The organism is Mesorhizobium sp. RCAM 06353 (assembly GCF_059683585.1).
The window spans coordinates 23539-47555 of sequence record NZ_CM185031.1 but is presented as its reverse complement, the minus strand read 5'-3'; the positions used below and the strand labels follow the sequence as shown (position 1 = coordinate 47555).

The 24017-nt window shown below is 61.7% G+C and carries 15 protein-coding genes; 10 read left to right on the top strand and 5 right to left on the bottom strand.

The features are described from left to right. Nucleotides 1-30: 30 nt before the first annotated feature. Nucleotides 31-1047: a hypothetical protein gene (locus AC56QX_RS00175; protein ID WP_497113112.1), complete on the bottom strand. Its 1017-nt coding sequence runs from the start codon at nt 1045-1047 to the stop codon at nt 31-33. Between the two features lie 707 nt (nt 1048-1754). Between AC56QX_RS00175 and AC56QX_RS00170 the strand changes: the two genes are divergently transcribed. Further along, entirely contained in the window at nt 1755-2342 is a 588-nt protein-coding gene (locus AC56QX_RS00170; protein WP_497113111.1) for a sugar transferase, read from the top strand. A gap of 167 nt (nt 2343-2509) precedes the next feature. Here AC56QX_RS00170 and AC56QX_RS00165 read toward each other — a convergent pair whose 3' ends face one another. Next, nucleotides 2510-2758 carry a hypothetical protein gene (locus tag AC56QX_RS00165; RefSeq protein WP_497113109.1) on the bottom strand — a complete coding sequence of 83 codons (249 nt, stop codon included), beginning with the start codon at nt 2756-2758 and terminating at the stop codon, nt 2510-2512. A 404-nt stretch (nt 2759-3162) separates the two neighbouring features. Here AC56QX_RS00165 and AC56QX_RS00160 point away from each other — a divergent pair, with 404 nt between their 5' ends. From AC56QX_RS00160 to AC56QX_RS00120, 9 genes are all read left to right on the top strand, one after another. Next, on the top strand, nt 3163-4443 hold the full coding sequence (locus AC56QX_RS00160) for an O-antigen ligase family protein (protein ID WP_497113108.1): 1281 nt from the start codon (nt 3163-3165) through the stop codon (nt 4441-4443). A gap of 104 nt (nt 4444-4547) precedes the next feature. Then, nucleotides 4548-5342 (top strand): hypothetical protein, encoded by a 795-nt coding sequence (locus AC56QX_RS00155; RefSeq protein WP_497113107.1) that lies wholly within the window; start codon nt 4548-4550, stop codon nt 5340-5342. Nucleotides 5343-5350: 8 nt separating this feature from the next. Next, nucleotides 5351-6355, top strand: coding sequence for a hypothetical protein (locus AC56QX_RS00150; protein ID WP_497113105.1), 1005 nt, complete (start codon nt 5351-5353; stop codon nt 6353-6355). Nucleotides 6356-6513: 158 nt separating this feature from the next. Continuing rightward, nucleotides 6514-8694 carry a pyruvate kinase gene (locus tag AC56QX_RS00145; RefSeq protein WP_497113102.1) on the top strand — a complete coding sequence of 727 codons (2181 nt, stop codon included), beginning with the start codon at nt 6514-6516 and terminating at the stop codon, nt 8692-8694. 22 nt (nt 8695-8716) lie between these two features. Further along, complete coding sequence (locus AC56QX_RS00140) at nt 8717-9271, top strand: adenylyl-sulfate kinase (RefSeq protein WP_497113100.1); 555 nt, start codon at nt 8717-8719, stop codon at nt 9269-9271. A gap of 72 nt (nt 9272-9343) precedes the next feature. Then, nucleotides 9344-10798, top strand: coding sequence for a cation:proton antiporter (locus AC56QX_RS00135; protein WP_497113099.1), 1455 nt, complete (start codon nt 9344-9346; stop codon nt 10796-10798). 35 nt (nt 10799-10833) lie between these two features. Next, the gene (locus tag AC56QX_RS00130) at nt 10834-11982 is read left to right on the top strand and encodes a PqqD family peptide modification chaperone (RefSeq protein WP_497118049.1); all 1149 of its coding nucleotides are present in this window, start codon (nt 10834-10836) and stop codon (nt 11980-11982) included. Then, complete coding sequence (locus tag AC56QX_RS00125) at nt 11982-12977, top strand: nucleotidyltransferase family protein (protein ID WP_497113098.1); 996 nt, start codon at nt 11982-11984, stop codon at nt 12975-12977. Before AC56QX_RS00130 ends, AC56QX_RS00125 begins: the two co-directional genes overlap by 1 nt. A gap of 72 nt (nt 12978-13049) precedes the next feature. Beyond that, the gene (locus AC56QX_RS00120; protein WP_497113097.1) at nt 13050-13346 is read left to right on the top strand and encodes a hypothetical protein; all 297 of its coding nucleotides are present in this window, start codon (nt 13050-13052) and stop codon (nt 13344-13346) included. A gap of 364 nt (nt 13347-13710) precedes the next feature. Here the strand turns inward: AC56QX_RS00120 and AC56QX_RS00115 are convergent, their stop codons facing one another. The 3 genes from AC56QX_RS00115 to AC56QX_RS00105 form a co-directional block, all read right to left on the bottom strand. Continuing rightward, nucleotides 13711-19551 carry a metallophosphoesterase gene (locus AC56QX_RS00115; protein WP_497113096.1) on the bottom strand — a complete coding sequence of 1947 codons (5841 nt, stop codon included), beginning with the start codon at nt 19549-19551 and terminating at the stop codon, nt 13711-13713. 245 nt (nt 19552-19796) lie between these two features. Next, on the bottom strand, nt 19797-22319 hold the full coding sequence (locus tag AC56QX_RS00110) for an RTX toxin (RefSeq protein ID WP_497113094.1): 2523 nt from the start codon (nt 22317-22319) through the stop codon (nt 19797-19799). Between the two features lie 185 nt (nt 22320-22504). Next, on the bottom strand, nt 22505-24010 hold the full coding sequence (locus tag AC56QX_RS00105; RefSeq protein WP_497113092.1) for a lipopolysaccharide biosynthesis protein: 1506 nt from the start codon (nt 24008-24010) through the stop codon (nt 22505-22507). Nucleotides 24011-24017: the final 7 nt, after the last annotated feature.

Here is a 24017-nt window from a genome sequence, read left to right as displayed (position 1 = left end):
TCTTTGATGTCCGCCGCTATCGTCCGAGGTTCAGAAGTCGGACGGCCCTTCCAGGCCCTTGTCGCGAAACGGGTACGCGCGACTGGGGGGGCAGTCAGCTGTCGCGGATCCTGCCTTGACAATAAATCCGACGCTGTCCCCTCCCATTTCGGCGCCGCGATATGCGGCTTCGGCTGCCTTCAGTCCGCCTGTTAGCCTGCGGATTACCGGATCCGCTCCAAATATGTCGAGCGGCAGGCCCAGTTGATCACTTGCAGGCCGTTTCGGCGGCCACACACTGAGGCCGAAATAGCTTGCGGCCGAGCGATCGATCTTGCCGCTGAACTGCACCAGGAGCGTATGACGCGAGTTCCCGGCAATGCGGCCCAGGCTGTTGATGTCCATTGACGGTCTCTCGGAGGGTCGCATCGCGACAACGATCACATCCCATACATTGTCGGTCAGCAGCGACGGGTGCGAGAATACGCTTACTCTCGCCCCACGCTCGCGAAGCGTATACGCGAGGAATGGTGCACAAGGCGTGTCGCAGACGACCGCGAGCCTCGCCGCAGGTTGATCGACCCCTGCATCGTCGAGCAAGGCGCGGCACAACCGCGCGAACTCTGGCAGCAGAGCTATGGACGGATGGCTGAGATTGGGAGCCGCGACTTTGATACCGGCCTCGTCACAGGCGTCGAAGTCCACAACGCCTGGCCGAAGCTCCCACGGTTCAGCCATTAACGAAACAACCGCATGAGGGGGTAAGAGTTCGATGAGAGACCTCGAAATCGGCCCGACCTGGAGACAGTTCGTGACGAGGTCAACCTCTTGCCATTTGCGGCTGTCGATGCGATCCGTCACTTCCACGCGTTCGGAGACTTTTGCAAATTCGGCAAATGCCGACGTCGCGTCCGCGGCTGCTGTCAGGCTCGGATGCCTGTAGGGGATGCGAGCAAGCGCAACGACATGGGCCGCATTGGCGAGCGCCGCGGCTGTCGCTGTCGCCGCCTGGTATCCTGTCGCCGCGCCAACGACCACGGTAAGGCCGGAGAGATCGAGACCAAGCAAGGCTATTTGCCTGTGAACGATAGCGAGCGTTCGCGCACGGTCGATCTCGGGAACATGGCGAGCAAACGGCCTCGCGGGGAAATCATGTGATGATGGCATCAAGCTGGGCGCCACGTTGCGCGCTCTCCACTATTCAGATTGGCTGGCAATGTCCTTTGGTGCAGGAGAACCAGTCCCTGCTGGATCTAGTCGGGGCGCGACGCGCGTGCATGCCCTGCATTGTGTTGATGGATGCCGCCTTTGCGGGGTTGCACATTTGGCGAACGTGGTTCCGGACATTCTCTCGACATCCTTGCCAGGAGAGTGGTGACCTGAGTTGGGTTGGCACACTCGACCGCCTGGTAACCGAAACCAGTTCCAATGCGTCATCCTCGCAATACAGCCGAACTTACCCGAACTGCTACCGCAGCAAACGGATGCTCGGTGATACGCCGTTCGATCAGAAGGCTTATCGACGCCACGCCAGCAACGCGCGGATCAGGCTAAGGGGGTAGCCAGCGCCACGTCCGGCGCTACCTCCTTTGCGGCTCTTGTCCAGAATGACCCGCCGGCATGAAGTTGAGCGCTTAGCCAAAACCATCGGCGTTCCTCGGCGAAACTCGTGGGCGAAAATCGTGACAATCAGCGCATTCGACATAAATTCTCGCAGGCCCGGCATCCGTGCCGGCCAAAACCATCGTCCGCTTGGGGGCCGGCGCAAGAGGATGATGGACGTGACGGTCGCACTGGTCGCGCTTGTCCTCGCCGCTCCGGTTATGCTGGCGGTTGCCCTTCTGATATGGGTGACCGACGGCGGGCCGGTGATATTCTCCCACGGCCGGGTTGGCTTCAACGGCAAGCGTTTCGCCTGCTACAAGTTCCGGACCATGGTCGCCAACTCCGAGCAGGTTCTGGCCGACTATCTTGCGAGCAATCCCGAAGCCGCCAAGGAGTGGGGACAACACTGGAAATTCAAGAACGACCCGCGCATCACATTCCTGGGGCACATTCTCAGGAAGTCGAGCCTCGATGAGTTGCCCCAGCTCATCAACGTGCTGCGCGGCGAAATGAGTTGCGTCGGCCCTCGGCCGGTCGTTCCCGACGAACTGCAACGCTATGGAACCTGTGCGATCGACTATCTTCAAACCCGGCCGGGGCTGACCGGCCTGTGGCAAGTAACGGGCAGAGACGCAATCGATTATCCCAGTCGTGTCTCAATCGACAGCAGCTATGTGCGAAACTGGTCCATATGGGCTGATGTCGTCATTCTCGTTCGGACGATCTTCGCGGTGATGAAATTCAACCATGCGTCTTGATTAGAGCGGCTCATTGGTTCGCGGAAACTTGGTTCACGGAAACGCGTAATATCTCTTTGTTTCGACCCAATTCCGAACTGAGCCATCGCAAATTCTTGGTTTCATCCCTGTCGTTGCCCCAAAACCTCAGTTTACCTTTGGCGACAGCGGCAAACGGGTCCGGTCCGTCATTGCTCCCGTGACATGCCACGACGCAACACGATGCCAAGGAAGAGGCCGAGCAAATAGGTGCATTGCAGTGTGACGACCAGGAGCAGGATCGAAAGCAAGCGGTGCCAAGCAAAAAAACTGCCAGCGCCAACTGCAACGGCACCGACCACGACGGTCACGGCGGTCGCGACAATCAGCGCAGGCGCGCGAACGCGCAATCCAAGCAAGATGCCGATCGCGCCGACAATGACAAGACCCCAATGCACGGCGATCTCCTATGGTCCACAAGACTCAGTGTGCCGCGCCCCGAGTCTCCCACATCTGCAAATTCGTACCAACACTCAATCCGGGCGTATGGCCTGGCCGCTGTCGACCAGGCGGCGGGAAATCGCTGCACCTGCGCCGCTTGCACAAAAGGCGTAGGACACCTTGTCCCAATGCCCCCTTTTCGCTCATTTCCTTGTCCACCGGCTGGGCCTACGCTGCTTGTCAAATGGGTATGCGGAGTATTCACCCGCAGTGCGGCAGCATGCCTTGAATTGTCCAGAGTGGAGCGCTGAGCCTCTGTTTCTCAGCGTTGCGGTTCAGAGCAAAAGGGCGCTGGACGTTGCGCAGCTGGCCGTATCGGCAAGCAGTTGCTGCATAACGCTTTCAGTGTGACATCTCATCTATGTTGCAGGCATCCGTTCTTTTGCTCATCGTGTCGATATGGTTCCCTGGCGCCACTCGGATTGCTGGAACAGATGGCTCTCTTTCCTTTCTACTGGCTCTGTTCTGCGCTCTGGTAAGCATCGTCGTCTACGCCGAAACAGCGAGACGCCTTCATCGGGCCGAAGCGGCCTTGGCGACCGCGGTGCTGACGGTATCTGCTTTCATCATCGTTCTGTCCATGCTGTCGATGCTCTACGCGGACAATCCGATCAGGACAATGCGCGCGGTCTTCGCACAGCTGTTTGGCTTCGCCATTATTCCAGCGGTTGCGGCGATCTCGACGAGACCGAAGGGGCTCGATGCGGTCGACAGGATCGTGTTGGTGATGATCATCATGAGTGTTGCAACATCCTGCCTTGTCACCATCGGGTTGGGCGATGCCAAATTCGTCGATCGGTCGGAAGGCTATTTCAAGCACTCGAACCAACTCGGAATTGCCTTGTCGGCTGGTCTGCCGCTTGTCGCCGCGAAGCTGGTCGCTGCTCGCAGGCACCGAATTCTCCTCTTGGGCTGTCTCGTCGCGGTGCTCTTGGGTTTGGTGAAATCGGGTTCGAAGACCAACTTCGTTGTCGGCGTTGTGGGCCTTGGCACTTTCTTCGGGCTATACAGTATCTATCTGGTAATAAGAAAGCAGAGTCCGGTAACAGTAATCGCGGGGATCGTTGCGGCTCCGATATTGTTCGAGACGAGCTTGGCGACATTGCAAGTCTTCAATCCACGGGCTTACAACCTGTTGTCGCTTCAACTTTCCGGGGGTGAGGCGCATTCGATGATATCGCGGCAGCGACTGTGGTCGATGTCGATCGATATGGGCCTGTCGCATCCATTTATCGGAGTGGGGGCAGGGCAGCCGATAGGCGACATCGCTCCTCATAGCCATAACCTGTTCATCGATTACTTCAGAACACTTGGGGTGCCCGGTCTCGGGTTGGTCACGATCATCGTTCTGCTGGTCACAGCATATCTGGTTAGCGCCGTTTTTCGCACATTGGTCAACAATGACAGGGGGGCCTACGCGACAGAAGTGAATGTGATGGTGCTCGGAACGTCGGTTTCCGTGTGGAATTACATCGTCGCAAACCAGATGAGCGATTCCTTCGGTCCATCAACCGCGCCTTTCTTCTGGCTGCCCCTGGCTTTGCTCATGTTCTACCGCGGCATGCAACGATTGCCGCAGGCCAGTCCTGAGTACAATCAAAAGCTGTATGTCGGCGCTCCCTTGCAGCTATTCCAACATTGAAGAGCCAAGGAAGAGCGTGAGCTCTTTGCCTTGCTCCCCGGCCTTCCGAAAGCCCCCTCAATCCGATGACATCGCACCCCGTTCGTGACCTCGTGGCGGGCCTCTTGCCGAGCGCCGAAGCACGCGTGCTTCAAACAGACGTTCGATTTGTGGAGTTCTTTGGTCTGCCCGGGATCGGAAAGACGACGGCCTCCAAGCTCTTGGCGAACAGCTTGCGACGGTGCGGCCCGCTGATGGGTGAAGTGGGAATAGCGGGCGAAAGAAGAACATTCATCGGGAGGCAGATACACAGGATCGGTGTCGTTGCTCCCAGATTTCTGGATCGTGATTTTCGCTCGTTGCTTGCTCGAATTGCGCGTTTCGTGATCGAAAGCAGGCAAACATCGACTACCGATGCGGTCAGGCTTGTCTGGAATCTTATCAGTTTGGTCGCTTATATCGAGAATGAGAGAAAAAGAAGAAATTCAATTGTTATAATGGATCAAGGCTTACTGCAGGGGTTCTGGTCCATATTGCTGAAGAGCAAGTGTCGAGAAACATCCGAGAAATGGCTTGATATACTGGCGACCGTCGGCGTCCATGACATGGTTTTTGTCCATCTTCGCGGCGAGGCCGGCGTTGCAAAGGACCGGCTCCAGACAAGGGGCGATCGGTCCTCGCGGATGCAAAGGTCATCTCCCGCCAGCGACACTGATCTCTGGTCTGCCGCGGATCGCGCCTGCCACGAGATGACGGCCGATCTTGCCAGGGAAATGCTCGCGGAAGATCAGACCGGCATACTGGCGAAAGTCGACGTGGAACGATCAGCATCGCCCGAAGACGTGGCCGAAAGAGCGCTCGAGGTCGTGCTTTTGGCCTGCCTGGAACGGCATCGGCAATGCGATTCAGCAGGTCAATGAGCAAGGGAATGGACCGTCGTTCATTCATTGGCCTTGCCGGCCTGTGCCCCGTATTCGCTCTGTTGCCGGGCTCGTGCCAAGCGGAGGGCGGGCAGACGCCGAAGGACAAGCAGTTGGTCCTGACAGGCGACTATGGCTACGAACAACAATCGATCCGGGGTCTTCAGCCGGGAGCAACAATCGACGCTCGAAATGCCTCCTTTACAGTCGCCAACAGCAGAAACAGCGATCCCAGCGAGATGATGGGCTGCGACGCGGGGACGTTGCCAGTCAATCGCTATCCAGTCGTAATCCGCGACTGCCCTGACGTTCGGTTTATCGGAGGATGCTTCAACGGCCATGTGCCGCAAACGTCCGATTGGCAGGACACCTACTGCAACAGCGCGGCCCTGCTCGTCAGGGATGGAACCACCAATGCGACAATAGAAGGTGTCCGTGCGCGTCGCTGCTGGGATGGCATTCGTTTCGCCGAGCGGGCTGACGGCTTTCGCCTGAAAGGGTGCTGGCTCAGCGAAATCAGGGATGATGCGGTGGAGAATGACTATCTGCTCAGCGGCACCATCGAAGATTGCCTGTTCGACGGATGTTTCTCGGGGATTAGCGTGGATCCCGCGAAAAACGACCGGGACGGAACGAAGGAAATCGTGCGTATCGACGGATCGCTCATCCGCATGCATGCCTATCTGGCCAAGGGTGAAATCACACACCAGGCACCGGTCAAGGCTTCCGATGTGTCGCCCAGCTTGAGGATCACAGGATCGGTTTTCGCGCTGGCAGCGGCAAACATGCGCGGATTTCATCGCCTGAAACGCACGTGGCTAAAGACCATCGAAAGCCGGGACAACGTGTTGCTGTGGCTGCCCGATGAGCCAATCCCGTTCGAACTGCCACTGCCTCCGTCCGGCTTCAGGGTGCTGACGGGCGCTGACGCGCGCGAATACTGGAACAAGGCGCATCTCCAGTGGGTCGCGGCGCATCAAGACGTGGCCCGGTTCTCTGACGAAGTTCTGTGAGAAGCCGAACCCGTCGGCAAGTTCCGGATCGTTCCTTTCCATCGTTGCATTGAAGCGATTGGTCGGTCTGAGCGCCGCCGACGAGAGGCAAACATCGCGTTCCGGTTCTTCGTTTCATCGAGCGTACTGCACAAGAGGGGAAAACAAAGGTGGGAGCCATGAAAGCCAGGGAAGTCGAACTGCTGTGCACGCTGGGTCCGGCGTCGCTCAATGACAAGGTGATCCATTGGCTGGAGCGGGTTGGCACCTCGCTGTTGCGCCTCAATCTGTCACACACGAAGCTTGAGGACCTGGAGCGGATCATCACCTTCATCCAGAAGCGGACGCATATTCCGATTTGCCTCGATACCGAAGGTGCGCAGGTGCGCACCGGCCCGCTGGTCGACGGCAAGGTGACGGTGCGCGAGAACCGGTTCCTGACCGCCCGAGCCCGGCCGGCGGCGGGTGACCAGTTCGGCATCAGTTTCTACCCAGCATACATCATCGACAAGCTTCAGGTCGGCGATTTCATCAGCATCGATTTCAACGCCGTCCTCACGCAGGTCGTGGAGAAAAACAACGACGCGGTGATCCTTAGGGTCCTGAACGGCGGAGAGCTCGGTCAGAACAAGGCAGTAACGGTGCAGCGTACGCTCGATATGCCGCCCTTGACCGAAAAGGATCTGGCAGCCATCGCGATTGGCCGCCGGATGGGCATCCGCCATTTCGCGCTTTCCTTCGCGCATCGTGCGTCGGACGTCGACGGCATTCGGGCCAAAGCCGGCGCTGGCGCGGTCATTATCTCAAAGATTGAATGCCTGAGCGGCTTGCGCCATCTCGCCGCGATAGCCGAGAAGTCCGACGCAATCCTGATCGACCGCGGCGACCTGTCCCGGGAAGTCCCGATCGAGCAGATTCCCGCTATTCAGAAGATGATCATCCGAAATGCGAAGGCGCATGGCGCGAAGGTCTATGTCGCAACGAACCTGCTGGAGTCGATGACGAGTTCGCCAACGCCGACTCGCGCCGAAGTCAACGACGTCTACAACACCCTGGCGGATGGTGCCGACGGCCTCGTCCTGGCGGCGGAAACGGCCATCGGTCAATACCCGGTGAGTTGCGCCAGGATGGTCGTCAAGGTCGCTGAGCAATTCCGGCGGAATGCGGCCGGCGGCGCGCACGCCATCCGGGTGCGTCCGTCATCTCTGCTGGGCGGCGTCGAGCCGCATGGCGGGCGCCTGGTCATCCGGACGCTGGGACCGGCGGAAGATCTGGACATCAAGGACTTGCCGACGGTCACGGTCGGTGATGACGAATTGACCGACGTCGAACAGATTGCCCGCGGTACGTTCTCGCCGCTGTGCGGCTTCATGGACAGGGCGTCCCTGGAAAGCGTGCTTGAACACAACCGGCTTCCCTCCGGTCTGGCCTGGACGATGCCGGTTGTCCTGGCCGTTTCCAAGGAGATCGCGCGCCGGTTCTCAAAGGGCGACCGCGTTCTCCTTCGTAGCAAAAGCGGATTGTCGCACTCTGTTCTCGACATCTCCGAAGCCTATGAGTTCGAGCCGGAACTGCTCGCGCGCAAATGGTTCGGCACGGACTCGCGCGAGCATCCCGGCGTCGCCCGCGTGCTTGCGCGCGGCGGCCATTTCCTCGCCGGCGGCATCACCCTCATCCAGTCGCTGCCTTTGCCGTACCGCCGCTACGACCTCACCCCGGCCCAACTGCGCACGGTGTTTGCGCACAAGGGCTGGACCCGGGTGGTGGCCTTCCACAGCCGCAACCTGGTCCATCGCGTCCACGAAGTGATCCAGATGGCTGCCCTGGAGCGCACCTACGCAGACGGCCTGTTGATCAATCCCGTGGTGGGAACTGCCAAGCGCGGAGATTTCATGCCGCATCTTGTCCTCGACGGGTACCAGGCCATGCTCGACTACGGCATTTATCCGCCGGGCAAGGTGGTGCTCGCGAGCTTCATCACCTACCCGCGATTTGCCGGTCCTCGCGAAGCGGTTTTCACCGCCCTTTGTCGCAAGAACATGGGCTGCAGTCATTTCATCATCGGACGCGACCACTCAGGTGTCGGCGGCTTCTACGCCGCCAACGAGAGCAGGGAACTGTTTGATGACTTGGGCGACATAGGCATAGAGCCGATCTTCTTCGATGCCATCGGCTACGACACCCAGTCCGAGAGCTATGTCGACCTGAACGCCTGCAAGGCTGCGACGCCCATTAGCGGCTCGGAGATTCGACGTGCCCTGCGAGCGGGAGAAGCGCTGCCGAACTGGATGATGCGATCCGAGGTGCAGGAGGTGGTACGCGCCGAGGTGATGATGAAACACGCAGTGTTCCAGGAATAGGACGCGAAAGATGGCTAACGGAATGAAACATTTCGGGCTGGTCTTGCAGGACCGCGAACATCCGGAACCGGGAACGGTGCTATGGCTGCTTGGTCCAACCTCCGCCGGCAAAACGACGCTGGCAAGCCGCGTCGTTGCGGACTTGCGACGGCTCGGGGTTCCGGCCATCCTGTTTGATGGCGACGAAGTCCGCGGGTTCTTCGGCACCGACCTTGGATTTGGCACTGACAGCCGGTTGCGCGTGGTCTCGGTGCTGGTGCATCTGGCCAATAAGGCAGCCGATGCCGGTCTGCACGTGGTGGTCGCCGCGCTGACCGCAGGGCAGGACGCTCGCGAACATGTTCGCGAGAACGTCAGAAACCTGACGATCGGCTACGTCGCCTGCTCGGTCGAGACCTGTGCGCAACGGGATCCGAAGGGCCTGTATCGCAAGGCGATAAGTGGCGAGATCGATACCCTCATCGGCTACAACAGCGAGTATCGGCCGCCAGACAGCCCGGACCTCGTACTCGACACCGAGGCGCATTCCTTGGATGAACTCGCGGCGCGGATCGTCGCCTCGTATGTGTGGAATTAACCGAGGCGTGGGCCGTCGCCGATCGACGAAATCCGAGCTTCACCTTCTGAACGCGTCAATTGAGGCGGCGCCATGAGCGACCCCGAACTCGCACGGTTCTTTTTGTCCCTGGTCCTCCTGCTCGTCGGCGCTCTGGGCGGCGGACATATATTCGAGCGGCTGAAGCTGCCGCGCGTGATCGGCGAAATCGTGGGCGGCATCGCGCTCGGTCCGTCCCTGCTGGGGCTTGTCTCGCCCCAAGCGCACAAATGGTTGTTTACCGGATTCCCCGCTCAGGGTGCCCTGCTTTCCGCCTTTTACTGGCTGGGCCTGGTTTTGCTGATGTTCACCGCCGGCTTCAAGATGCAGGCAGAAGGAGCGGGGGGATCTGGCCGCATCGTACTGGCATTGGTGGTCGGCGCGCTCGTCGTTCCGTTCGCGTGTGGCTATGCGGGTGCGCCGTTGTTTGCGGACACTCAGACGGGCGATGTCTTTGCGTTCAAGCTGGTGATGGGTATCGCCGCTGGCGTCACCTCTATCCCGGTTATCTCGCGCATCTTCCTCGATCTTGGCCTGATGAACAGCTCCTTCGCGCGCAATATTATCGGCGCCGCTACCATTCAGGATCTCATCCTCTGGAGCATGCTTGCCATCGCCACGGCGGTGCAGCACGGCGACGCCGCCGATGCGGGAGGCATCGGGCGCGTGATTGCCGTCAACCTTGCCTTCGTGCTCGCCTCGCTTTTGGTCGCGCCGGCCGTTGCTCGCGAGGTTCGGCGAAGGCTCTTCGGCAAGTTCAGCGAAGCGTCACTGACCGGCTACACAATGCTGCTGTGCCTGGTCTTCGTCGCAGCCGCGAGCCTCTTGAAAGTGAACATTGTCTTCGCCGCGCTTCTGGCGGGTCTCGTCATGGCGCGGTTTCCCTCACGGCATCTTGCCGCGGTGAAACAACATATTGCCGACATCTCGATATGGTTTTTCGTGCCGATCTACTTCGCGCTCGTCGGCCTGCGGCTCGATCTGGCGCATCAATTCGACGGCTCGCTCACCCTCTTCTTCATTGTCGCCAGCACGGCCATCAAGCTGGTGAGTTGCACTGTTGCCGCCCGGACAGCCGGGGCCGACTGGGCCAGGGCCTTCGACTACGGCGTCGCCATGAACACGCGCGGTGGGCCAGGCATCGTGTTGGCGAGCGTGGCATACGCCGCCGGCATCATCGACGAGCGCATGTTCACCGCGCTGGTGCTCGCTTCGATACTGACCTCCTTTGCCACGGGGCTTTGGTTGCGCTGGCGACTGGCGCGCGACCCCGAATTGTTTGCCGATTTGACGAGATCCGCAGCTGGCATGCGCGCCTCGCCAAGTTTGGCATCGGCAACCGCCGCGCTCTTGGCCCGGGTTTTCCAGTCACCGTCAGGCCGAAACCGGCACGTCGCTGCCAAGCCCTCAGGTCCAGGACCGGATGGAAATGAAGGGCGCAATGAGCTTTCCCCGAAAGGGCACTCCGCTTTGCCCATCGCGGGCGCCGGCTCTGCAACTATAGCTTAGACCACCGCAGCGCATTGGTAGAGGACGACGGCTTGATGAAGCAGAACGGAGCGGCCATGGCGCGGGGCTCTGCCGATTATGGCACGGTCCAATTTGTGACCCAGGGGCGGTTGGTGCGCATTGGGGGGCAAAACATTCTGTTCAGCCCATCCCAGCAGGCCATTTTCGCCGTCAACGATACGGCTGCCGACATCTGGCGATCTCTGGAAGAGGGCATGCCGCCGGAAGCAATCTCGACCGAGATTGCGCGAACTGGCGTTGACAGTTGTGAGGCAAACAAGCACGTCGAGGCAGCGCTTGGTGATTGGCAGCGGCTGAGCCTGATACGCCCCCGTGCGCCGTTGCGCTCATCATCAGCGCAAGAGCCTGTGAACCAGGTGATCGCCGTTGCGGGCCTTACAGTTCGTATCGTCTATCCTGCAACGTGCGCCTTTCCCGCGAGCACCGCGTTTCGGCATCTCGAGATCCAGAGAGAGACTGCTGACGTTCTGCTGCAGGTGGTTGAGCACGAGGGGCGGATTCACCTGTTTCGGGATTGCGGCTGGGTCTTGTCCTGCTCGCCAGACGAACTTCCCGTGATGTTGAAAGGGCAATTGCTGACCGAGGTTCTCGACCGCGGTACCTATGAGCTTGCACTCCATGCGGCGGCGCTGGTCAAGAATGAGCGCATCGTGCTTCTTTGCGGCAATCCGGGCGCGGGCAAGACGACGCTGACCCTGGCGTTGGTTCATGCAGGGTTCGGCTTCGCCGCGGACGACGTGACGCTGCTGGATTCAAGGGGTTATGGCGTGGGCCTTCCGTTTGCCCCCGCGGTCAAGGCAGGATCATGGCCGCTTCTAGCCAAATACTACCCCGGTCTCGATGACGTTCCAATCTGTCGCCGTCCGGACCGCAGGCGTGTGCGGTTTGCCGTGCCCAGGGAGTTCGTGCCCTTGTCGCGGTCTCCCGTACCCATCGGCTCTGTGCTCCTGCTTCGTCGGGGCCGCGACTCGAAAGCTTGCCTGGAGCCTGTCGACCCAGCGAGCGCATTGCGCGGCCTGCTCAACGGCGCGTTTTCGCCCGGTCGAGAACTGAGCGCCACCGCGTTCGACGTGCTGACTCAGGTCGTCGGATCGGCTGAGACCTATTGCCTGACCTATTCGAGGCTGGATGATGCGGTAAAGCTGGTCACGAGAGCGTGCTGATGATGCGCAGGGGTAACGCGCTTGAGGCATTGATCGCCGGCCTTCGCGGCTGTCCGGCCGACAGGGCCGACTGGCAGGCTGTGATTGCGCTGGCGAATCACACTCTGCTCACGCCAGACCTGTTCTCGTCGCTTGCGCGTGCTGGACAGATCCACCAGCTCCCGCAGGATGTACGCGAGTATCTGCGGTTCGTTCACGACTGCAACCGGGAACGGAACCTTCGGTTGCGTGCCCAACTGCGTGAAGCCGTCGCGGCCCTCAACCGCCACGACATCGCTCCGCTCCTGCTCAAGGGAGCCGTTCCGCTATTCCTTTCCCCAGCCGGCCGGGTCCCCAGCAGGATGACGAGTGACCTCGATCTGGCCGTGGAGCCAGCCGAGGGGGAGGCCGCCCGGGCCTGCCTTGAAGAGCTCGGCTACGCCGATGTAGGGGGCGGTCGAGGCATGGCCCGCCAGCAGGACGCCGGGATGCTGGAGCTCCGGCCGAGCCGGGCGAACGGCTTTGAGCCCCCCAAGCTCGTCCAGCGAAATGGTCTTCGTGTGAAAATTCCACCCGCACCGTCTCGCGCCCTGCACTGGATGGTGCACGACCTCCTCAAGGAGGGGGACTACTGGCGCGGCAGGATAGATCTAAGGCACCTTCATGATCTGGCACAATTGGCGGAAAGCGATGACGTGAACTGGACAGCGCTGCGTGCGTCCATGTCGGATCGAAGCGCCCGCAATGCGTTCGACACACAACTGCTGGCGTTGCACCACTTCTTCGGGATCAGAATCCCGGCAAAATGCGCACAGCGCCCGATGATCCGTTTCCAGCACTGGAGGCGCATCTTCACGGCGACACACCCCATCATTGGCGCCCCCTTGCGCCTGGCCGGCAATCTGGTGTGGGGCACGTGGCGGTTTTCACGTGCCGATGGCTTGGCGCGACGCGGCCCGCTCGATTTCGCGCACCGCGTCGCTCGCACACTCCTGAATACCCGCACGAAAATCTAAGCCTTTTGGAGAAATTGTTTCTCTGCCCGGGAGATCATAAAGTAAAGTTGTTGAAAGATAGGGGGTTGTGACATGGCAACCGGAAGTAAAAGACGCCCGGAACCGAAACCGGAGGGCTTGGCCTCAGAGGCTCAGGCGCGCCGGGACTTTCTCAAGAAAGCAGGACGGTTTGCGGCGGTAACGCCGCCGGCTATAACGCTTCTGCTCGGCACGAGCTTGAACTCCAAGGCAATTGCCAAATCGGGCGGGTCACGCCCGGGCCACGGCTGGGGAGACAAGAACCACATTCACGTCGGCCCTCCCGGCCAGGTGGGCAAGATCGACAAATATAAATTCGAGCCTCCGGCAAATCACGGCCACGGAAAATAGTAGGTTCGAAAGCATAGCGTTTGAGTTTGTAATTTGACAGCCCGGACGCTCACGGCACGCCACAGTGCCGCGAGCGTCCGGGCTTTTCCTTGCCGGCAGCGACTAGAGCAATTCCAGGAAAAGTGTGAACAGTTTTCCGTCCGGAATTGCGTCAAAACAAAGAGTTAGAGCGGTTCGCCGTTTCCGTGAAACGGTGAACGCTCTAGGCCCACGCTTCCATTTGAGCATCCCGACGCCAAAAATGGATCCGGTTTTTGCCACGCTGATCCGGTTCGAAAGATCGTCCTCAAACAAAAGAAAGAGCCCATCCCGATCTCATCGGGATGGGCTCGCCGTGGACTTTCGAGCATGCCGGAAAGTGGCCCTATGCGAGCAGCAGACTGCTCAGGAAGTTGTCGTTGTGGAACTGCTCCACATGAACGCCGGTCAGCGTGATCTGGTCCCCGCCGCCCAGCGACGCCACGACATTCGAGCCCTGGTTCGTGGCCACCTGCAGGAACTGGCTGGTGTTGTAGATGCCAAAGGCCCTGAGATCGAGGACGTCGCCGGTACCGGCGCCGGGCAGGAAATTCATGACCGTGTCCTGACCGTCGCCGTGGGCGAACACGAACAGATTGTGCTGGTTGCCGGCAACCAGCAAGTCGTTGCCGCGCCCGCCGATCAGCGTGTCGTTGCCGCCCAGACCCCACAGATAGTCGGCGCCGGTCGTGCCGTTCAGGACATAACCCCCGTTGACGATTGTCGGCGTGCGCCCTGCGGGCGTCGGGACAAAGTAGGAATCCGTGAGCACGCTGGTTGCAGTCGTCCCGTTGAAACTACTCACCTTGTAGAACTCGATCAGCATGCCGGCGTCCGTGACGGTCACCAAATTGGCGCCGACGTTGGGAACAGTCTTGCCAGCTCCGCCGAGGCCGGTGGTCGTGTAGGGGAGATAGACGCCATCGCCGTTATCGTCCCGATTCTCGCGATAGTAATTATGCTGATGGCCGGCAAAGACCGCGTTCACGCCCCACTGCTCGAAGGGCCATTGCATGGTGGCAGTGACGCCGCTCGGGTTGTAAGCCGTGTGATGATAGTATGCCAGGTTGAAGCTCGCGTCGGAATTCGCGAGAAGATTCTGCATCCAATGACCCTGCACGGAGGTCGAACTGCGGCCATCCGGCTCCTGCTTGTTGCTGCTGAGAGCGAAGAAGTGCACCGGCCCGATCTGGAAGTCGTAATACCTCTCATTGTCGGGCAGGGTGAAGTAGTTCAGGTAGTTGGTAACGTTGTTTTCGTCGTATTCGTGATTGCCGAGCGTGGGAAAGAAGCGGTTGATAGTGCTCCCGCTGCCGTACGCGCCCTGATAATTGCCGATGTAGTCATGGTACTGTTGGCCGACGGCGGCATCCAAGGTCTGCGGTGCATAGACGTTGTCGCCGACTGTCAGGATGAAGTCCGGGTTCCAGGCATGGACCATCGCCGAGACGGCTTTTTCGCCGGAGAGGTCGGTGTCGCCGTAATCACCAAAGATCGCGAACCGGTATAATGTCTGCGGCGCGGTCGTTGGAACGACGCTGACCGTATAGTCGTGCGCGGCGGTGCTCCCGTCGGACGAGGTCGCGGTGACGTGGAGGTTGATTGACCCCTCGGTTGCCGCATTGAGCGTGCCGGTGCTGGAGCGCGTGATGACGCCGGTATTGGCATCGATGGCGAAGCGAGAGTCGTTGAGGCTGTAGGTGACGGTATTGGTGACGTCGGGATCCTTGGCTGCGGCTGTGATGTGAACCACGGTGCCCGCGACGGCATGGTCGGTGATCTGATTGTTGGCAGAGTCGGCGTCCGCTGGGTGCTTGAAGGCGACCGGACCGGTAGTCGGCACATAGTACTCGATGTGCAGAAGCGGGGCGCCGGCGCTGCTGGCATCGAAGGAATTGGCCCTGCGCTCGCCGCTGCTGCCACTGACGACGAATGCCATGTCGTTCAGCGGTAGCCAGCCCGAGCGGCCGATGATCTCCTGCACAATCGCCGAGATGTCCGACGTGCGTTCGGCGGGGCCAGCTTCATTGTTGACGGTCCAATCGGGTGGCGTCCACGTCACCGAGGTGTTCGTCATGGGGCGCAAGGTGAGGTCGCTTATCTCATTCTCGAAGGGGGTGGATTCGTCGCTGTTTTCGCCCCGGATCAAGAGCGACACAGCGCCGGTGCTCGTATTTTGCGCCTGGAACTGGATGTAGGCACTGGTGATGACGGCGTCGTACGGAATGTTGACGCTGGTGAAGCGCATCCCGACCGTCTGGATCTTGGTGCCGTCAAACACCATGTCGAGATTGCCGCCGATGAGGTCCATCCCGCCGGTGGGGCCTTGCTCAGCGTCGTCGGCGCTGGACGCAACCCTTGTCTCGAAGGTCGGCCCGGTGGACACACTGACGGCATAGTCCTGGCCCGCGGTGCTCCCATCGGAGGAGGTGGCGGTGACATGCAGGTTGACCGACGGCTCGGTTGCCGCATTGAGCGTGCCGGTGCCCGAGCGCGTGATGACACCGGTGCTGGCATTGATGGCGAAGCGCGGGTCATTCACGGTGTAGGTGATCGTCGACCCGGCATCGGGATCCCTGGCCGAGGCAGTGATGCCGATCGCCGTGCCGGCGGCGGCGTTCTGGGCGATCAGATTGGCGGCGCTGTCGGCATCCGACGGGGTATTGAAGGCGACCGGCTCCTGGCTGTCGAGGACGCCGACGGTGAAGGTCTGGTTGGCGGTGCTTCCGTCGGAGGAGGTTGCCGTCACCGTGAGGTTGATCGACGTCTGGGTTTCGAAGTCGAGCGTGCCGGTGGCCGAGCGCGTGATGACGCCGGTGCTGGCGTCGATGGCGAAGCGTGTATCATTGATGCTGTAGGCGACGGTCGATCCGGCGTCGGGATCCGTGGCCGAGGCGGTGATGCCGATAGCCGTGCCCGCCGCGGCGAGCTCGGCGATCTGGTTGGCGGAGAGGTTGGAATCGGCCGGCGTGTTGAAGGCTACCGGAGAGCCGGCCGGGCCGGGCAGCAGATATTCGATGTGCAGCAGCGGCGCGCTGGCCGGGTTGTATTCGTAGGAATCGGCCGTGCGCGTGCCGGTGCCGCTGACCAGAAATGCCATATCGTTGAGCGCCGCCCAGCCCGAGCGGTTGACGATCTCCTGCACGATCGCCGTGAGGTCCGGCGTGCGCTCGGCCAGGCCATGCTCGCCCACCACGGTCCACGGATCCGGGGTCCAGGCCGTGGACGCAGTCGTCCTGGGAAGTGAGGACACGTTGAACTTGACGCTGGTGAAGATGCTCGCGTCGTCAACATTATCGCCCTGAATCAGCAGCGACGCCGCGCCGGTCTTCACCTCATTGGCCTGGAACTGGACATAGGCGCTGGTGATGATGGCGCCCTGAGGGATGTTGATACCGGTGAAACGGAGGCCGACCGTCTGGGCCGTGGAGCCGTCATAGGCCAACTCCAGGTCGGTGACGTTGGTCGAAATCGCGCCGGTGCTTTTCTGCTCGACATCGTCGCCGGCGGTCGCCACCCTTGTCTCAATGATCACGGGCGTGGTGTTGCCAGTCCCGGAGACGGCGACGGCGAAGGCGTGGGTATCGGTGCTGCCGTCGGACGAAGTTGCGGTCACGTTGAAGTTGACCGACGGCTCCGACGTCGCGTTGAGCGTGCCGGTGCTCGAGCGCGTGATGACGCCGGTGCTGGCATTGATGGCGAAGCGCGAGTCGCTGATGCTGTAGGTGACGGTCGAGCCGGCGTCGGGGTCCGTGGCCGCGGCGTTGATGCCGATCGCCGTGCCGGCGGCGGCGTTCTGGGTAATCTGGTTGACGGCGGGGTTGGCATCGGGCGAAGGGTTGAAAGCGACCGGCTCCGGGCTGTTGAGGACGCCGACGGTGAAGGCTTGGTTGGCGGTGCTGCCGTCGGACGAGGTTGCCGTCACCGTCAGGTTGATCGACGTCTGGGTTTCGAAGTCGAGCGTGCCGGTGGCCGAGCGCGTGATGACGCCGGTGTTGGCGTCGATGGCAAAGCGCGCATCGTTGAGGCTGTAGGTGACGGTCGAGCCGGCGTCGGGATCCGTGGCCGAGGCGGTGACGCCGATGGCCGTGCCGGCCGCGGCGAGTTCGGCGATCTGGTTGACAGCGGGGTCGGCATCGGCCGGCGTGTTGAAGGCCACCGGCAGCTGGCTGGCCGTGACGCCAACGTTGAAGACATGAGTATCGATACTGCCGTCGGACGAGGTGGCAGTGACGGTCAGGCTGACCGACGGCTCCGACGTCGCGTTGAGCGTGCCGGTGCTCGAGCGCGTGATGACGCCGGTGCTGGCATTGATGGCGAAGCGTGTGTCATCGATGCTGTAGGTGACCGTCGATCCGGCATCAGGGTCCGTGGCCGAGGCGGTGATGCCGATCGCCGCGCCGGCGGCGGCGTTCTGGGTAATCTGGTTGACGGCGGCGTCGGCATCCGGCGAGGCGTTGAAGGCGACCGGCTCCGGGCTGTTGAGGACGGCGACGGTGAAGATCTGGTTGGCGGTGCTTCCGTCGGAGGAGGTTGCCGTCACTGTCAGGTTGATCGACGTCTGCGTCTCGAAGTCGAGCGTGCCGGTGGCCGAGCGCGTGATGACACCGGTGCTGGCATCGATGGCGAAGCGTGCATCATTGAGGCTGTAGGTGACGGTCGAGCCGGCGTCGGGATCCGTGGCCGAAGCGGTGATGCCGATGGCCGTGCCCGCCGCGGCGAGTTCGGCGATCTGGTTGACGGCGGGGTTCGCATCTGGCGAGGCGTTGAAGGCGACCGGCTCCGGACTGTTGAGGACGGCGACGGTGAAGGCCTGGTTGGCCGTGCTGCCGTCGGAGGAGGTCGCCGTCACCGTCAGGTTGATCGATGTCTGCGTCTCGAAGTCGAGCGTGCCGGTGGCCGAGCGCGTGATGACGCCAGTGCTTGCGTTGATGGCGAAGCGCGAGTCGTTGATGCTGTAGGCGACGGTCGAGCCGGCGTCGGGATCGGTGGCCGAAGCGGCGATGCCGAGAGGGGCGCCGGCCGCTGCGAGTTCGGCGATCTGGTTGGCGGTGGGGTCGGCATCGGCCGGCGAATTGAAGGCCACCGGACTGCCAGCGGGCAGCAGATATTCGATGTGCAGCAGCGGCGCGCTGGCCGGATTGTATTCATAGGAATCGGCGGTGCGCGTGCCGGTGCCGGTGACCAGGAATGCCATGTCGTTGAGCGCTGCCCAGCCGGAGCGGTTGACGATCTCCTGCACGATCGCCGACAGATCCGGCGTGCGCTCGGCAAGGCCGTGATCGCCCACCGCGGTCCACGGGTCGGGCGTCCAGGCCGTGGACGCGGCCGTCGTCGCGCGCGAGGACACGTTGGACTTCACGCCGGTGAAGACGCTCGAGTCGTCTGTATTCTCGCCCTTGATCAGCAGCGATGTTACACCGCTCTTCGCCTCGTTGGCCTGGAACTGGATGTAGGCGCTGGTGATGATGGCGCCTTTCGGGATGTCGATGCCGGTGAAGCGGAGGCCGACCGTCTGGGCGGTTGTGCCGTCATAGCCCAGTTCCAGATCGTTGATGTTGCTCGAAATCGAGCCGGAGCCCTTCTCCTCGACATCGTCGCCGGCCGTTGCCACCCTTGTCTCGAAGATCGGATCGACCGCACTCAAGCTGGCGGCGAAGAGGCTGGCGGTGTTGACCGTGGCGTCAGTAGAGGTCGTGCCGGTGTCAGCGGCTGTATCGGCGGCGGTGTGGATAACGCCGCTGTCGGCGTGGTCCGCTACCGCATGGTTCCACATGCCAGAGACCTTCGCCGTCAGCGTGTCGAGAAAAGTGCTGTCGAGATGAATGCCGAGTCCGGCCGCTGCCTCGACCAGCCCGGTGAGTTTTAGTCCGCCATCGCCTGCCCAGGTCGGGGTGATCCCATGCTCGGAGATGAGGTTATCGATCTTGATCGCGGCTCGATCCGCGCCGTGGCTGTCACTGTGCTTGCCGGCTTCGGCGACGAGGCCATCCGATATCCTGGAAGCCTGCGCCACGCCATCATCGCCGTGCAGAGACTTCACAACGTTCGGATCGCTGGTTGCGAACGGCGGAATCGAGCTGTCACCGAGCGGGTGAAGGCTTTTGAGGAAGGACGTCGAGCTGAGTTCCGTCACGAGCAGTCCGATAGCGTTGCCGCTGTCTGGAATCCGAGTTGGGTTAGACATATCAGATCTCCTATGCCGCTATCTTCCGGACCTAGGCCTCGATAGGCCCGGACATGGATTTCGCGGCCAGCCCGGTCCGCCGCGATCACGGGTGTCGACGGTCAGAGGGATGGGGCGCATTGGTGTCGGCGACGACCCGCCGGGATTGCTGCTGTTCCATCTCGCGCCGGCGGGCTGGAGCCAGGGAGCCGTCGCCGCAGGCAACAAGTCAGGAAGTCAGGCAGGCATGTTGCCTCGCTGCTGGATCAGACGAGCAGCCAATCGTTCAAATGGAATTCATAGATTTTGCCGTCATTCTCGGTCGGATTGGAGTCGTTGTCCTCGCCGCGATCGACGATGTAGAGGCTCATGTGGTGGCTCGGATCGTCGCTGCTCGGCGCCAGTGCTAACCCCGCCGGCTTGCGCGCGTGGGCGGCAGAGATATCGAGCGTGCCCAGCAACTCGCCTGTAGGCGTTACCATTGCCACCGAGTTACGTGACTGGATGATGTATAGGAGGTCGTGGACCGGATCATACGCAATGCTTTCGTCAGAAGGGGTGCCCAGCGAACGCGCGGAAAAACTCGTCACGATGTCATCGCCGCCAGTGCTCGGGACACCATCGAATTTGCCGTTCGGACCCGCAGCGACGGTATAGATCTTCTGAGTAGAGCCATCCGCGACGTACAGGACTCCGCGCTTCGTATCATACGCCACCCCTTCAGCGTCCGAACTGCCGAATGCGGACGTCTTGAACGAGGTCACGATGTCATCGGACGTGTTGTAAAGTCCGTCCTGCCCGGGGTTGAGCTCGTATACGCTCTTCGTGCCGGTGTCGTCGGTGAAGAAGAGATGGTGGTTAGCGGGATTGTAGGCGATCCCGGCCGGTTCATCGGAAAAGTTGATAGTCGTGAGCGTCCCCACCAGGGTGCCGTTCAGATTCATTTGGTAGAGATTCTTGCCGGTAAAGATGGACATCTCTTCAACTTCACTATCGGCAACCAGTAGCGTGCCGAGATGGGAGATATAGACGATGTCCGTGGGGTCGGGGCTCGGCGGCGACCACTGCGAAGTCAGGATGGTATGTGCCAACGTCACTGATGTCGGCAGCTGGTTACTACCGGAGACGGCAACGCTGAAGGCGTGGGTGTCGATGCTGCCGTCGGACGAGGTTGCGGTTACGGTGAGGTTGACTGACGGCTCGGACTGGGCGTTGAGCGTGCCGGTGCCGGAGCGCGTGATGATCCCGGTGCTGGCATCGATGGCGAAGCGTGCATCATTGAGGCTGTAGGTGACGGTCGAGCCGGCGTCGGGATCCGTGGCCGAAGCGGTGATGCCGATGGCCGTGCCCGCCGCGGCGAGTTCGGCGATCTGGTTGACGGCGGGGTTCGCATCTGGCGAGGCGTTGAAGGCGACCGGCTCCGGGCTGTTGAGGACCGCGACGGTGAAGGCCTGGTTGGCCGTGCTGCCGTCCGAGGAGGTCGCCGTCACCGTCAGGTTGATCGATGTCTGCGTCTCGAAGTCGAGCGTGCCGGTGGCCGAGCGCGTGATGACGCCAGTGCTTGCGTTGATGGCGAAGCGCGAGTCGTTGATGCTGTAGGCGACGGTCGAGCCGGCGTCGGGATCGGTGGCCGAAGCGGTGATGCCGAGAGGGGCGCCGGCCGCTGCGAGTTCGGCGATCTGGTTGGCGGTGGGGTCGGCATCGGCCGGCGAATTGAAGGCCACCGGACTGCCAGCGGGCAGCAGATATTCGATGTGCAGCAGCGGCGCGCTGGCCGGATTGTATTCATAGGAATCGGCGGTGCGCGTGCCGGTGCCGGTGACCAGGAATGCCATGTCGTTGAGCGCTGCCCAGCCGGAGCGGTTGACGATCTCCTGCACGATCGCCGACAGATCCGGCGTGCGCTCGGCAAGGCCGTGATCGCCCACCGCGGTCCACGGGTCGGGCGTCCAGGCCGTGGACGCGGCCGTCGTCGCGCGCGAGGACACGTTGGACTTCACGCCGGTGAAGACGCTCGAGTCGTCTGTATTCTCGCCCTTGATCAGCAGCGATGTTACACCGCTCTTCGCCTCGTTGGCCTGGAACTGGATGTAGGCGCTGGTGATGATGGCGCCTTTCGGGATGTCGATGCCGGTGAAGCGGAGGCCGACCGTCTGGGCGGTTGTGCCGTCATAGCCCAGTTCCAGATCGTTGATGTTGCTCGAAATCGAGCCGGAGCCCTTCTCCTCGACATCGTCGCCGGCCGTTGCCACCCTTGTCTCGAAGATCGGATCGACCGCACTCAAGCTGGCGGCGAAGAGGCTGGCGGTGTTGACCGTGGCGTCAGTAGAGGTCGTGCCGGTGTCAGCGGCTGTATCGGCGGCGGTGTGGATAACGCCGCTGTCGGCGTGGTCCGCTACCGCATGGTTCCACATGCCAGAGACCTTCGCCGTCAGCGTGTCGAGAAAAGTGCTGTCGAGATGAATGCCGAGTCTGGCTGCCGCGTCGGCCAGCCCGATGAGTTTCGGTTCGCCGTCGATCGCTTGAGCCAAGGTGATGCCGTGGCCGGAGGTGAGGTTATCAAGCTTGATCGCGGCTGGATCCAAGCCATGAGCTTGACTGCCCTTGTCGGCGGTCGAGTGGTCGCTGCTGTCGGAGAGCTCGGGGCGCGTCTCGCCGCCATTCGCCTTTCCGACCGGCGGGGTCCAGGTTTCATCGGTCAGCCAGTCGCCTTTGATGCCCGAGTCGATGCCGAACTCCGTCATCAAGAGTTTCGCGCTGCTTTCACTGCCATGAGCCGGTTTAGCCATCTCGCATTTCTTTCCCGCACTTTTCCTCGATTCAACACCAGAACCTTGGCATGCCCGAAGCGGACGTCACGCCGCCGACGCCCCCAGGTCGCGCTCGGCGCCAGTGACGTTTGACGTTGCGCATTAAAGCCGTGTTGGAACTCCGTGGTTAGGCGGTAGGTACAAACTGTGAGTTCCGCCGTTGATCAGTCCGTTGCCTTCTTCATCCTGGGCCAGGCTGGCGCTACGGCCGCGAGCAGGCGCAGGAGTGATAGTCCATCGCGCCCAAGGAACAGCGACGGAAGGATCCAGCACAGCAGCAAGCTCCCGGCTGACGCCAGCAAAGCGGCATCGACGAGCAGGGCGAGCGGTGGCAGCTGCAGCTCGCGCATCCATTCCACCGGTGCCCAGACCCCTAATCCGACGACGCCGGCGAGCGCGAGGCCAGGCACGTGCACTCCCGCGAACTCCGACCAACTCATCTTGGTTACGCGGAGGCTCAACTGTGCCATGAGGAAGAAGTTGACCGCGAACGCCACGCTGACGCCGAATGCCACTCCTTCCACGCCCCATAGCTGGCCCATGAATGACCCAAAGAAGACACCGACGGTGAAGACAGCCTGGCGCCAAGCCCGGGCGTAGACCGTGCCGGTTGCCCGCGAGACGGAATCGCTGAGCTTGCAGCTCGTGCGGAACAGCATGCTGAAGGCCAGGATCTGCAGCGGGCCGACGACGCCCTCCCACCCCCGTCCGAGGATCACCAGAACCAACTCGGGCGCGACGATCGCCACGACCACGCTGGCCGGCAGGACGAGCAGGGCGCACCCTGACAGCGCGCTGCGGTAGGCGCGGGCAAGCCGTGCAGGCTCTTCCTGGACCAGCGCCATGGTCGGGAACAGGACGCGATCGAGAACCTGGCCGACGATCACTGCCGGGGTCGTCATCAGCTGAGACGACAGGCCGTACAGGCCGAGCGCGTCGGCGCCGAGCCAGCGGCCCACGACAAGCCTGTCGGCTTGGGTGGCGAGGTAATTGAAGACCCGGGCAATGGTAAAGCCACCGCCGAAATAGAGCAGCTCAAGGATGGCGCGTCGCTCGAGCAGAGGCCGCATCGGGTGCGGCTGGCCGACGAGCAGCACGATCATGCGGATGAATTGCTGGACCAGCACTGCTGCAACAAGCGACCAGATGCCGAAGCCGAGCCAAGCCAGAACCGGGGCGGCAACGACGTAGCCGGCGGCAAAGGCGCAGGCGTCGATGAGCGCGAGCCAGCGGAATCGCAGCGCGCGCTGGGCCGCGGCCAATGCCACCATGGAAGCGCCCTGGAAAAGGAAGATGAAGCAGATTGCACGCACGATCGGCGCCAGATCGGCCAGCCGAAGCAGGTCGGCAATGGCGGGTGCTATTACCCAGACCAGTGCGGACACAGCAAGCCCCAGGAGGCACGACAAGGTGAACCCGGCCCGAAGATGCCGCTCCTCAAGCACAGGTCGCTGCACGATCGCGGGAGTAATGCCAAGTCCCTGGAAAATGGCCGAAAACTTGATGACGATCAGGGAGGCGGAATAGAGGCCGAACTCATTGGGAGAGAGCAGCCGGGCCAGTACGACGAGGGCGACAATCTCCGCGACCGCAAGCGCCCCCATGGACAGGGCCGTCCAGAACATGCCGACGACACTTTGTTTCGCCAGCCCGCGCCGAATATCGCTCACGCCTCTC